Annotated in this window: 13 protein-coding genes; 1 reads left to right on the top strand and 12 read right to left on the bottom strand. The window is 61.9% G+C overall.

Translation table 11 applies throughout. From position 1 onward, the window contains the following. Positions 1–209: 209 nt before the first annotated feature. The gene (murA, locus tag V2B23_RS26830) at positions 210–1,469 is read right to left on the bottom strand and encodes a UDP-N-acetylglucosamine 1-carboxyvinyltransferase (RefSeq protein WP_430953078.1); all 1,260 of its coding nucleotides are present in this window, start codon (positions 1,467–1,469) and stop codon (positions 210–212) included. A 54-nt stretch (positions 1,470–1,523) separates the two neighbouring features. Between murA and V2B23_RS26825 the strand changes: the two genes are divergently transcribed. Next, on the top strand, positions 1,524–2,096 hold the full coding sequence (locus V2B23_RS26825) for a cob(I)yrinic acid a,c-diamide adenosyltransferase (RefSeq protein ID WP_430953077.1): 573 nt from the start codon (positions 1,524–1,526) through the stop codon (positions 2,094–2,096). Positions 2,097–2,110: 14 nt separating this feature from the next. Here the strand turns inward: V2B23_RS26825 and V2B23_RS26820 are convergent, their stop codons facing one another. From V2B23_RS26820 to V2B23_RS26770, 11 genes are all read right to left on the bottom strand, one after another. Continuing rightward, the gene (locus V2B23_RS26820) at positions 2,111–2,533 is read right to left on the bottom strand and encodes a DUF2550 domain-containing protein (protein ID WP_033236108.1); all 423 of its coding nucleotides are present in this window, start codon (positions 2,531–2,533) and stop codon (positions 2,111–2,113) included. 49 nt (positions 2,534–2,582) lie between these two features. Next, positions 2,583–2,951 carry a F0F1 ATP synthase subunit epsilon gene (locus V2B23_RS26815; RefSeq protein ID WP_033236107.1) on the bottom strand — a complete coding sequence of 123 codons (369 nt, stop codon included), beginning with the start codon at positions 2,949–2,951 and terminating at the stop codon, positions 2,583–2,585. A gap of 6 nt (positions 2,952–2,957) precedes the next feature. Beyond that, positions 2,958–4,409: a F0F1 ATP synthase subunit beta gene (gene atpD / locus V2B23_RS26810; protein ID WP_003941349.1), complete on the bottom strand. Its 1,452-nt coding sequence runs from the start codon at positions 4,407–4,409 to the stop codon at positions 2,958–2,960. Between the two features lie 3 nt (positions 4,410–4,412). Next, complete coding sequence (locus V2B23_RS26805) at positions 4,413–5,396, bottom strand: F0F1 ATP synthase subunit gamma (protein WP_092807608.1); 984 nt, start codon at positions 5,394–5,396, stop codon at positions 4,413–4,415. Positions 5,397–5,444: 48 nt separating this feature from the next. Next, positions 5,445–7,088: a F0F1 ATP synthase subunit alpha gene (gene atpA, locus V2B23_RS26800; protein WP_092807606.1), complete on the bottom strand. Its 1,644-nt coding sequence runs from the start codon at positions 7,086–7,088 to the stop codon at positions 5,445–5,447. Between the two features lie 62 nt (positions 7,089–7,150). Continuing rightward, a complete protein-coding gene (locus V2B23_RS26795) occupies positions 7,151–7,975 on the bottom strand; it encodes a F0F1 ATP synthase subunit delta (protein ID WP_430953076.1) in 825 nt (274 codons plus the stop codon). A 5-nt stretch (positions 7,976–7,980) separates the two neighbouring features. Continuing rightward, positions 7,981–8,541, bottom strand: coding sequence for a F0F1 ATP synthase subunit B (locus tag V2B23_RS26790; protein WP_092807604.1), 561 nt, complete (start codon positions 8,539–8,541; stop codon positions 7,981–7,983). Between the two features lie 9 nt (positions 8,542–8,550). Then, positions 8,551–8,799: an ATP synthase F0 subunit C gene (locus V2B23_RS26785; protein WP_033236102.1), complete on the bottom strand. Its 249-nt coding sequence runs from the start codon at positions 8,797–8,799 to the stop codon at positions 8,551–8,553. 80 nt (positions 8,800–8,879) lie between these two features. Then, positions 8,880–9,707, bottom strand: coding sequence for a F0F1 ATP synthase subunit A (atpB, locus tag V2B23_RS26780; RefSeq protein ID WP_092807602.1), 828 nt, complete (start codon positions 9,705–9,707; stop codon positions 8,880–8,882). A 282-nt stretch (positions 9,708–9,989) separates the two neighbouring features. Continuing rightward, the gene (locus V2B23_RS26775; protein ID WP_430953075.1) at positions 9,990–10,469 is read right to left on the bottom strand and encodes a hypothetical protein; all 480 of its coding nucleotides are present in this window, start codon (positions 10,467–10,469) and stop codon (positions 9,990–9,992) included. A gap of 23 nt (positions 10,470–10,492) precedes the next feature. Next, a complete protein-coding gene (locus tag V2B23_RS26770; RefSeq protein WP_430953074.1) occupies positions 10,493–11,677 on the bottom strand; it encodes a glycosyltransferase family 4 protein in 1,185 nt (394 codons plus the stop codon). Between the last annotated feature and the right edge of the window lie 34 nt (positions 11,678–11,711).

Raw genomic sequence — 11,711 nt, 5'->3', positions numbered from 1 at the left:
TCGTACAACCTCGTGTCACTCGCTGTGAAGCGGGAGTCGGTGTCCGTGTCGCTCTGACTTGGAATAAGTTACGCGAACCTTCAACGAATTAACAAATCGCCTGGTCGCACTACGTGATTGGACAAGATTCCCGAGGTCACAGCGATTTCCGTGCCAGCTGAAACCAACTAACCCGCACAACTGCTAGATGTGACCCCGAGCACCCCCCGCTATTCGGTGCTGACCCGCTCGATAATCCCGCCCAGTCCGCGCAGGTTCTCGACAAAGCGCGGATAGCCGCGATCGATGTGGAAGATGTCGTGCACTTCGGTCACCCCATCTGCCACCAGGCCGGCCAGAACAAGACCAGCTCCGGCGCGAATGTCCGAAGACCACACCGGCGCGCTGGACAGAACCGGCACTCCCCTGATTACGGCATGGTGACCATCGGTCCGCGCGTCAGCTCCAAGACGAATCATTTCCTCGACAAACCGGAAACGGGATTCGAAGACGTTCTCGGTGATCATCGACGTTCCCTCTGCCACTGCTGCCAGTCCGATGGCCATGGGCTGCAGGTCGGTCGGGAATCCCGGGTACGGGAGCGTCGCAAAGTTGACGGCTTTGGGCCGCTCACGTTGGACAACTCGAAAGCCGTCGACTTCGGGCGTCACTTCGGCGCCTGCAGTTCGCAGCTTGTCGAGGACCAACCCGAGATGCTTGTGGTTGACCCCGCGAACGCGTACGTCTCCCCTGGTCATCGACGCTGCGACGCCCCAGGTTGCTGCAACGATGCGATCACCGATGACCCGGTGCGTGGTCGGTTCCAGTTTGCGAACACCCTGAATGGTGAGCGTCGTGGAACCCCCACCACTGACTTTTGCCCCCATCTGGTTCAGCATGTTGCACAGGTCGACGATCTCCGGTTCACGGGCGGCGTTGTCGATGACCGTTTCGCCACGCGCGAGAACGGCAGCCATGAGGATGTTCTCAGTAGCTCCGACTGAGGGAAATACGAGGCGGATGTTTGCGCCGTGCAGGTCGTCGGCATGCGCCACAACACAGCCGTGCTCGATTTCGCTGTGCGCACCGAGAAGTCGGAGACCCGACTGATGCATGTCGAGTGGGCGGGATCCGATCGCATCGCCGCCGGGAAGGGCAACCACGGCCCGTCGACAGCGCGCCACGAGTGGTCCCAAGACACACACCGATGCGCGGAACTGCTTCACGGCGTCGAAGTCTGCGTGGTATTTCGGTTCGGCCGGCGTCGTAATCCGAACTTCCGAATCTTCGAGTTCGACTTCGCACCCGAGGCCTCGCAGCACGTCCGCCATCAGAGGAACGTCGAGGATGTCTGGGCAGTTGGTCACGACGGTAGTGCCCTCGGCCAACAATGCTGCAGCCATCAGCTTCAGCACACTGTTCTTGGCGCCCCCGACTGAAACTTCACCCTCGAGGCGCTGACCCCCGGTTACAAGAAAGTGCTCACTCACGGTTCACAGCCTAGAGCCACAACCGACGAAACTCCGCGCCGGTACCGTTGGCGTATGAGTGTTCACCTAACGAAGATCTACACCCGGACCGGCGACGACGGCACCACCGGACTGAGCGACTTTTCGCGCGTGTCCAAGAACGACCCGCGCCTGACTGCATACGCGGATTGCGACGAAACCAATGCCGCGATCGGTGTTGCGTTGGCGCTCGGCAATCCGCCGGAAAATCTGACGGCGATACTTCGACAGATTCAGAACGATCTCTTCGACGCGGGGGCCGACCTGTCCACCCCGGTCGTCGAGAATCCCAAATACCCGCCGCTGCGCGTTACCCAGGCATACATCGATCGCCTCGAAGGCTGGTGCGACGAGCTCAATGATGAACTGGCACCGCTGAATTCGTTCATTCTGCCCGGCGGAACGCCATTGGGAGCTCTACTGCACGTTGCTCGGACCGTATCTCGCCGAGCCGAACGAGCGGCGTGGTCGGCTATCGATGCGCACCCTGAGGACACGAGCGTGCTGCCCGCCAAATACCTCAACAGGTTGTCGGATCTGCTCTTCATCATGGGAAGAGTTGCCAATCCGAACGGTGATGTTCTCTGGAAGCCAGGCGCCGGCGCCTGACGCGGCACCTCCGGTCAGGCGGTGCGTCGCCTGCGGGCACGCCCGTCTGGCCGAGATTCCACCCAGGACAGGAACGCAGTCAACGCTCCACTGTCCAAAGCGATTTCGTAGTTCGACGACCCGTCACGCAGACGCAGGACAACGATGTCGTCACTCATGATGTCGAATTCGGTACCGGAGGGAGAGCGACGGCTCTCGACCTCGATACCTTGACGGTCGACACGTGAATCCGGACCGGGCCGGAGAGAAGAAAGTTTGAAGAAGACGAAGGAGCTTTCGCCGTAGCGAATGATTCCGTGCCGCCACCCGCTGTCCCCCGGAGAGGGCAGAACACGAAGAAGTGCTGCCGTACCGCCGCGGCGAAGGATCACCAGACGGTACAGAAAAGCCGCGACGAGAACCGCAAGCAGCACAACCAGAATGATCAACACAGTCATTCCGAATGTCACTGTTCGTCGGCTCCCGTCGCGGCTTTGCTCTGATTAACTACGCGCGCTCGACTGCCCGAAGCTGACCCTTGGCGACCGCAATCGCCTCGTCGTCGGCTTGGGTGTCAGCGAGAACTGCCTTGGCAGCGCTCACGTCGATGTCCTCGGCCATGTCCGCAGACTCGGCCAGAATCGTGACGGTGGTAGCCGTCACCGACAGGAAACCGCCGTGAACCGCTGCGACGATGCGCTCACCGTCGACAGAGGTGATCGACACGGTGCCGCCCTCGATGAGCTGGCCGAGAACCGGCTCATGCCCAGGCATGATGCCGATCTCGCCCTCAGTCGTCTGAGCGCTGACCAGCGTCGCCGTACCCGACCACAAGCGCTCCTCGACGGCAACGAGTTCTACGGTCATCTCAGCCATCGTGGACTACTTCCCGGCCATCTTCTTGGCTGCAGCCTCGACGTCGTCGAGTCCACCACAGCTGTTGAATGCCTGCTCGGGCAGGTGATCGAACTCGCCCTTGCAGACGCGGTCGAAGGCTTCGATGGTGTCGCGGAGCGGCACGACGGAGCCGGGCTCACCGGTGAACTTCTCGGCAACGATGAAGTTCTGGCCGAGGAACTTCTGGATACGACGGGCGCGGCCCACGAGGACCTTGTCCTCTTCCTGAAGCTCGTCCATACCGAGGATGGCGATGATGTCCTGCAGTTCCTTGTACTTCTGCAGGATGCGCTTGACCTCGTTGGCAACGCGGAAGTGCTCGGCACCGACGATGCCGGGCTCCAGGATGCGAGAGGTCGAGCTCAGCGGATCCACAGCGGGGTAAATACCCATCTGCGAAATCGGGCGCGAGAGCTCGGTGGTGGCATCGAGGTGCGCGAACGTCGTAGCCGGCGCGGGGTCGGTGTAGTCGTCGGCGGGCACGTAAATAGCCTGCAGCGACGTGATCGAGCGACCACGGGTCGACGTGATGCGCTCCTGGAGCTCACCCATCTCGTCCGCCAGCGTGGGCTGGTAGCCCACTGCCGAAGGCATACGACCGAGGAGGGTGGAAACCTCGGAACCTGCCTGCGTGAAGCGGAAGATGTTGTCGATGAACAGCAGAACGTCCTGGCCCTGAACGTCGCGGAAGTACTCCGCCATCGTCAGTGCGGACAGGGCGACGCGCATACGCGTTCCGGGCGGCTCATCCATCTGGCCGAAGACAAGGGCGGTGTCCTGGAGGACGCCCATCTCTTCCATTTCCAGGTGGAGGTCGGTGCCCTCACGGGTACGCTCACCGACGCCTGCGAACACCGAGGTGCCCGAGAACTCGCGAGCGATACGCGTGATCATTTCCTGGATCAGAACGGTCTTGCCGACGCCGGCACCACCGAACAGACCGATCTTTCCACCCTTGACGTACGGGGTGAGAAGGTCGATGACCTTGATGCCGGTCTCGAGGATCTCGGTCTTACCTTCGAGCTGATCGAAGGCTGGTGGCTTGCGGTGGATGCCCCACTGCTCGCCGTCACGGCCGAGGCCGGGGGTGTCGAGGCAATCGCCCAGTGCGTTGAACACGTGGCCCTTGACGACGTCACCGACGGGAACCGAGATCGGCTTGCCCGAGTCGGTCACTGCAGTGCCGCGGACGAGGCCGTCGGTGGGCTGCATGGAGACGGTGCGGACCAGGTTGTCACCGAGGTGCTGTGCAACCTCGAGCGTCAGCGTCTTGGCGACCGAGGGAAGCGTGATCTCGGCGTTCAGGGCGTTGAACAGTTCAGGAACAGCGCCACGCGGGAATTCAACGTCCACGACGGGACCGATGACCCGCACGACGCGGCCGGCTACGGCCGAAGCCGAACCTGCCCCGTTGTTTTCGGTTACTGCTGCGGTCATGTGCTAGTCACTTCCTGCGCTCGAGGCGAGCGCGTTGGCGCCGCCGACGATCTCGCTGATTTCCTGGGTGATCTGGGCCTGGCGAGCCTGGTTGGCCTGACGGCTCAACGTGTTCACCAGTTCGTTTGCGTTGTCCGTCGCGGCCTTCATAGCGGTACGACGGGCTGCCGACTCCGATGCCGCAGCATCGAGAAGCGACGAGAAGATACGCGTGCTGACGTACTTCGGCAGAAGTGCGCCGAGCAGCTTCTCCGGCTCGGGCTCGAAGCTGAAGTCAGCGACGGGACCGGTGGAGTGGTCGTCGTCGTGACCGTTGGTCAGCATGTCGTCACCGAGTTCGATGTGCTCTTCGGACACGGACACCTCGAGCGGCGCCATACGGCGAACCTCGGGGGTCTGGGTCAGCATCGACACGAAGCGGGTGTAGACGATATGGAGCTCGTCGACGCCCTCGATGGTGCCTTCGCCGTTCGGAGCGTCGACCTGGTTGCCCGAACCTGCCATGAAGAGCTCCACCAGGTGGCGGCTGGCCTTCGCGGCATCCGAGTAACCCGGATCCTGCGAGAAGCCCGTCCACGCAGCACCGATGTCGCGGCCACGGAAGGTGTAGTAACCGAGTCCCTTGGAACCGAGCACGTAGACAACCGGCTCCTTGCCCTCGGTGCGGAGCAGAGCCATGAGCTCTTCTGCCTGCTTGAGGACGTTGGAGTTGTAGCCACCACACATGCCGCGGTCACTGGTGACAACGAGCACCGCAGCCCGCTTGGGCTCCGGACGCTCGTTGAGCAGCGGGTGATCGAGCGAAGCAGACGCACTCGCCAATTCGGTGAGTACCTTCGTGATCTCCTCGGCATACGGCTTCGATGCGGCGACGCGAATCTGAGCCTTCGTGATACGCGAAGTCGCGATCAGTTCCTGTGCTTTGGTGATCTTCTTGGTCGAGTTGACCGACTTGATACGGGACCGCAATTCGAGAATGCTTGCCATCGATCAATCACTCTCCCTTCGGAATTCGCAGTGTCATGGGCGCGTCCGTCACTTGCTGATGGTCTTGCGCTTGACGTTGATCTGCTCGTTCGCGACCTCGTCTGCACCCAGAGCGTCGGCCTCGGCTTCGTTCACGACCCGGCTTCCGTCGGCTGCGATGAAGCCTTCCTTGAACTTGTCGGTTGCAGCGATCAGCGCAGCAGCGTTGTCGGCATCGAGTGCCTTACCGCCGTTGATGCTGGAGTAGACGCCTGCAGCCGAGTGCTTGAGGTCTTCGAGCAGTTCCTTCTCGAAGCGACGGACGTCGCCGATCGGGACGCTGTCGAAGGTGCCTTCGCCCGCGAGGTAGATCGAGATGATCTGGTCTTCGACGGGGATCGGGCTGTACTGATCCTGCTTGAGCAGCTCGACCAGACGGGCACCGCGCTCGAGCTGAGCCTTGGAGGCAGCGTCGAGGTCGGATGCGAAGGCGGAGAACGCTTCGAGCTCACGGAACTGAGCCAGTTCCAGACGCAGCGAACCGGAGACCTTCTTCATGCCCTTGGTCTGTGCAGCGCCACCGACGCGGGAGACCGAGATACCGACGTTGATCGCGGGGCGAACGCCCTTGTTGAACAGGTCGGACTCGAGGAAGACCTGGCCGTCGGTGATGGAAATGACGTTGGTCGGGATGTATGCCGAGACGTCGTTTGCCTTGGTCTCGATGATCGGCAGAGCCGTCAGCGAGCCACCGCCGAGTGCGTCGGACAGCTTCGCCGAACGCTCCAGCAGACGGGAGTGCAAGTAGAAGACGTCACCGGGGTATGCCTCACGTCCCGGCGGGCGACGCAGCAGCAGCGAGATGGCGCGGTACGCCTCTGCCTGCTTGGTCAGGTCGTCGAACACGACCAGAACGTGCTTGCCCTGGTACATCCAGTGCTGGCCGATGGCCGAGCCGGTGTACGGTGCGAGCCACTTGAAGCCTGCGGAATCAGAAGCCGGAGCAGCAACGATGGTGGTGTACTCCATCGCGCCCTTCTCCTCGAGGGCAGCCTTGACGCCCGCGATGGTGGAGCCCTTCTGACCGATGGCAACGTAGATGCAGCGAACCTGCTTGTTGACATCGCCGGAATCCCAGTTGGCCTTCTGGTTCAGGATCGCGTCGATGCAGACCGCGGTCTTGCCGGTCTTGCGGTCGCCGATGATGAGCTGGCGCTGGCCGCGGCCGATCGGGGTCATGGCGTCGATAGCCTTGATACCGGTCTGGAGCGGCTCTTCGACCGGCTGGCGCTCGAGCACCGAAGCGGCCTGCAGTTCGAGTGCACGGTTTTCGGTGCTCTCGATCTCGCCGAGGCCGTCGATGGGAGCACCCAACGGGTCGATGACGCGGCCGAGGAAAGCGTCGCCGACGGGAACCGACAGAACGTCGCCCGTGCGCTTTACTTCCTGGCCTTCTTGAATGTTCTGGTAGTCACCCAGGATGACTGCACCGATTTCGGTGGCATCCAGGTTGAGCGCGACGCCGACGATTCCACCGGGGAACTCCAACAGTTCGTTGGACATAGCCGAAGGCAGGCCAGAGACGTGCGCAATGCCGTCACTGGTGTCGGTCACTGTGCCGACCTCCTCACGGGAGGCCTCCGGGGAGTAGCTCGCGGTGTAGTTGTCGATCGCGCTACGGATCTCGTCGGAGGAGATCGTCAGCTCCGCCATGTTTTTCCTGCTCTCGGTATCTGGTCTTCGAAAAGATCTGGAGTGTGTGTTCGGCTGAAGGACTATTTGAGGTTCTTCCGCAGTGCTGCGAGTCGTCCCGCTGCACTACCGTCGATGACCTCGTCGCCCACCCGGACGACCAAGCCGCTGAGAAGTGCGGGATCGATCTCGACGTGCACGGTTACCGGCTTCCCGTAGGTGCGGGTAAGTGTGCTCGTCAAACGATCCGTCTGCTCCGCACTCAACGCCGAAGCGCTGCGCACGTGGGCAACAGCGGTATCACGCTGCGCGGCGGCAAGATTCGACAGCTGGTCGAAAGTGTCTGCGGGTGCAGACTTCAACCGGCCGACGGCCTGTCCGGCAAGTGCCTCGGTGACCGCGGTGACCTTGCCGTAGAGCAGGCGTGAGAGGAACTCACGCTTGCGGGCTGCGGGAACCGACAGATCCGAGAGCGTCTGCTCGAGGTTGGGATCCCCTGCCACGATGCGGCCGAGACGGAACAACTCGTCCTCGACGGTGTCCAACTGGCCCTGATCGGCTGCGGCGCGGAGCAGAGCTTCGCGGCCCAGCAGTTCGAGCGAGTTGACCAAGTCGCGGGTCGCCGACCAGTCCTGGCCTGCAGCTGTCTTCACGGTGGCCAGCGCCTCGGCGCCGACCTTTGCGGAGAACAACTGCTCAACCAAGCCCTGGCGACCAGCGGCCGGTGCCGAAGCGTCAGCCAGCGCGCTGCGAAGAGCGCGCTGGCCGTCAAGTACCTCGACCACCGAGAAGAGCTCGGACCCAGCCTGCGCAGCGGCCGCGGTAGCGGCACCTGCAGAGACTGCGCCCAGGGCGCTGCTCAGCGCAGAACGCGTCTGCGCCAAGGATTCACGGCTCGCTGCGTACATGTTGCTCACTTCCTGGCTGAATCAGCGCTGACGGCGTCGAGCTCGTTGAGGAATCGATCAACCGTTCCGGCACGCTTCACGTCGTCGGCGAGGGACTCTCCGATGACCTTCTCGGCCAGGTCTACAGCGGTCTTGCCGAGATCCGAGCGGAGCTCAGCGACGATCTGCTGACGCTGGGCGACGAGCTGGCTGTGGCCTGCGGCCACGATGCGATCGCTCTCCTCCTGCGCCTGAACCTTCATGTCAGCAATGATCTGCTGACCCTGGGTGCGCGCTTCCTCACGGATCTGCGCGGCCTCGGTACGAGCTTCAGCGAGCTGCGCGCGGTACTGCTCGAGCGCAACCTTTGCTTCTGCCTGTGCCTCTTCGGCCTTCTGGATCCCGCCCTCGATCTGCTCGGTGCGATCGGCAAGGACCTTCTGGAACATCGGAAGTACGAACTTCCAGAAGACGAAACCGACAATCACGAGGCAGACGATGGACCATACGATGTCGTACGTCGCGGGCAGGAGGGGGTTAGGTACCTCTCCCTCGGATGCCGCGAGCAATGTAATGGTGGCTGCCATGTCGGTCTCTTAGAAGATGAAGCCGGCGACGAGGCCGATCAGCGCGAGGGCCTCGGTGAATGCAATACCGAGGAACATGGTGGTACGAACCTGTCCGGCCATCTCGGGCTGGCGAACCATGCCCTCGATTGCCTTACCGACGACGATGCCGATGCCGATGCCGGGGCCGATTGCCGCGAGGCCGTAGCCGATGGCGCCATAACCCTTGTTGGTGATGGTCTGCTCGGCAACTTCCTGTGCCAGGTAAGCGACGCTCATGGTGTTCCATTCCCTTTCAGTTGACCTCCGCCGGTATCGACGGAAGGCTCAGATCGTGGTGTAGCTGATATGTGGTGTGGTCAGTGCTCGTCTGCGTGCAGCGCGATGTCGATGTACACAGCGGCCAGCAGCGCGAAGACGTAAGCCTGCAGGAAGATGACCAGCAGCTCGAAGAACGTGAATGCAAGGCCGGCGATGATCGACGGGACGCCGAAGACTGCCTGGAACCCGCCGGCCACGAAGAAGAAGTAGTTCGTCGCGCTGAAGAACAGCACCAGCAGGATGTGGCCGGCCAACATGTTGGCCATAAGACGAACCATCAGCGTGAACGGGCGCAGTACGAAGGTCGAGATGAACTCGATCGGAATCAGCAAGACGTGCAGTGCCGGCGGGACGCCGGGAACGACGATTGTGCTCTTGACGTACTTGAAGAAGCCGTACTTCTTGATGCCCACGTAGTTGAACACGATGTAGGCAAGCGCCGCGAGTACCAGCGGCATGCCGATACGGGCGTTGGGCGAGATGTTCAAGAAGGGGATGATCGCGGACACGTTGCTGGCGATCACGAGGAAGAAGATTGTCGTGATGACCGGCAGGAAGCGCTTGCCCTGCTCCTTGCCGAGGACATCTTCCGCGATCTGTACGCGAACGAAGTCCAGAGCGATCTCGGCCACGTTCTGCACGCCACGCGGAATCAACCGCGGGCTACGCATCGCAATTGCGAAGAACGCTGCAACCAACACCGACATCAAGATGCGGATGAGCATCAATCGGTCGAGCTCGAAGGGGCCCGCGTGAATCAACACGGAGGGCGGGAAAAAATCGTCTAGTGACGGCGCATGGAATTCATCCGCGGCCAGGGTGGTGACGCTCAGCGTTCTCTCCCGTAGTCGGTCCGCAGCCATCATTGACTGCGGTTCGATCGGACATTGACGATCTACAAGTCGACAAGTTCGACTCGCGCATTCGTCAGTTGCTGGAGAACCCTCGCGGGGGCCTGGCTTCTGTCGGTGTCGGCGACTCTCGTCGACTCGGTGGCCCAGAATATCGGCCACCTGCGAGCACATGGCATCGTCGGCTGAGGGTTACCTAGCCTGCCTTTGCTCTCGCTTGACGCTGACCCTACCAAGTCATCTACGACATTGTGTAGATGGGGTACCTGAAGGGGCGGTTCGTTACGATTTGTAGTACTACTCGTCGTCGTTGACCGGAGCGCTCGGAGTGGGGTCCACGTACGGCGTCTTGGTTCCGAGAACACCGTAAGTTTCCGCACCCAGGACGATAACCAACGCAAATACCATGACCAGTACCAACGAGGTCTTGTCGTAGAAGTCGAGCGGTTTCAGGATCGCGAGCACCACGATTGCCAGGATCATCTTGAGCAACCAAGTTCCGAGAAGAACTGCACCGGCGGTCAATGCCGGCAGCTTCGACGTGAGAAGAACGCCCAGCGCGGTGAAGAGAATGAACCCGCCGCCGACAGCCGCTCCGAGAAGCGCGCCGTACAGGCCTTCCTTACCGCCGATCAGCCACCCGAGCAGGGAACCGACGATAGTCAGAACAACCAGTCCGATCACGCCCCACTTCACAGCAGAGCGCATTGCTGCGGTCGAATCGGGAATGGGCTGCGATGCTGGCACTGATTGCGGGGTGTTCGTCACGATGACCAAGGGTAATGGATCGGAAAAGTTCGCTACTGCCGCTCCTGCCGGCGATCGCGCAACGACGGGATCGCGGTGAACAGAAATGCCGCGAGCAATCCGGCCGCCACGAGGACGACAACCAACTGTCGATCCAGCAGTGAAGATCCCACAGCGCCGAACGCCAGAACCCCCACCCACGAGTAGATGACCAGCACAACCCGGCGATGGGTGTGACCGATCTGCAGTAGCCGGTGATGCAGATGCATCTTGTCCGGGCTGAACGGACTCACACCTGCCCTCGTGCGACGGATGACCGCGAGCAGCATGTCCAGCATGGGGATGAACATCACAGCACTGACCAGCAGCAACGGGGCGAGGAGACCGACAAGATCGCGCGTGCCGTAGGCCACCAGCGGAATCCGGCCAGACGCGGACGTCGAAATCGCGGCGAGCATGAGTCCGATCAACATGGATCCCGAATCACCCATGAAGATCCGTGCCGGATTGAAATTGTGCGGCAGAAATCCGAGGCACGCTCCGGCGAGAGCAGCGGCGATCATCGCCGGCGGGTACACGCTGACATCGCCGCCCTGATCGTGCAGGAGTCCGATCGAAAAGAGGAGGATCGCGACCGCGGCAATAAGGCCGAGTCCCGCCGCCAGACCGTCGAGGCCGTCGACAAAATTCATGGCGTTGATGGTCGCGACGGCAACGGCAACGGTGAACAGACCCGATTGGATCTGGTCGAGAATGATGGTCGATCCGCCGTCGCCGAACGGGTTGTAGATGATGTACCAACTGACGCCCATCACGACCATGATTCCGGCGGCAGTCACCTGGCCGACAAACTTGGTGAGGGCGTCGAGCCCCCACTTGTCATCGATGATGCCGACCAGGACTATGACACCGCCGGACACCAGCGCCGCTTGAACGTCATGACTGTCGAACTCGAATCCTCGTGTCAGAGCAGGCAATTGCTGCGCGAAGAGTAGTCCGGCAGCCAAACCCACGTACATTCCGACACCACCGAGACGAGGCGTCGGCTGAACGTGGACGTCACGGTCACGCGGTATCGCCACCGCCCCGAATCGAATGGCCAGGACCCGCACTGCGCCGGTAGCCAGATAGGTGACCACCGCAGCGGTGCACAGAACCAGGAGGAGTTCTCGGATCGGTACGCCCACTCCCCCGCTGGACTGCGCGAGGATCTCGGTGGCCCGGTGCGTCGTGATCACTGGGGACAATCACCCGTGTTCTGGCGGGCACCGA

It is taken from the genome of Rhodococcus sp. 24CO, from assembly GCF_050586165.1.
Taxonomy (GTDB): Bacteria; Actinomycetota; Actinomycetes; order Mycobacteriales; family Mycobacteriaceae; genus Rhodococcus_F.
Note: the sequence above shows the minus strand (reverse complement) of the source record. Positions and strands in the feature narration are given on the sequence as shown.

Bases quoted from the DNA above. Each gene is read 5' to 3' on its own strand.
- V2B23_RS26825 (WP_430953077.1), top strand. From the start codon at position 1,524: ATGAGTGTTCACCTAACGAAGATCTACACCCGGACCGGCGACGACGGC.
- V2B23_RS26820 (WP_033236108.1), bottom strand. From the start codon at position 2,533: ATGACTGTGTTGATCATTCTGGTTGTGCTGCTTGCGGTTCTCGTCGCG.
- V2B23_RS26815 (WP_033236107.1), bottom strand. From the start codon at position 2,951: ATGGCTGAGATGACCGTAGAACTCGTTGCCGTCGAGGAGCGCTTGTGG.
- atpD (WP_003941349.1), bottom strand. From the start codon at position 4,409: ATGACCGCAGCAGTAACCGAAAACAACGGGGCAGGTTCGGCTTCGGCC.
- V2B23_RS26805 (WP_092807608.1), bottom strand. From the start codon at position 5,396: ATGGCAAGCATTCTCGAATTGCGGTCCCGTATCAAGTCGGTCAACTCG.
- atpA (WP_092807606.1), bottom strand. From the start codon at position 7,088: ATGGCGGAGCTGACGATCTCCTCCGACGAGATCCGTAGCGCGATCGAC.
- V2B23_RS26795 (WP_430953076.1), bottom strand. From the start codon at position 7,975: ATGTACGCAGCGAGCCGTGAATCCTTGGCGCAGACGCGTTCTGCGCTG.
- V2B23_RS26790 (WP_092807604.1), bottom strand. From the start codon at position 8,541: ATGGCAGCCACCATTACATTGCTCGCGGCATCCGAGGGAGAGGTACCT.
- V2B23_RS26785 (WP_033236102.1), bottom strand. From the start codon at position 8,799: ATGAGCGTCGCTTACCTGGCACAGGAAGTTGCCGAGCAGACCATCACC.
- atpB (WP_092807602.1), bottom strand. From the start codon at position 9,707: ATGATGGCTGCGGACCGACTACGGGAGAGAACGCTGAGCGTCACCACC.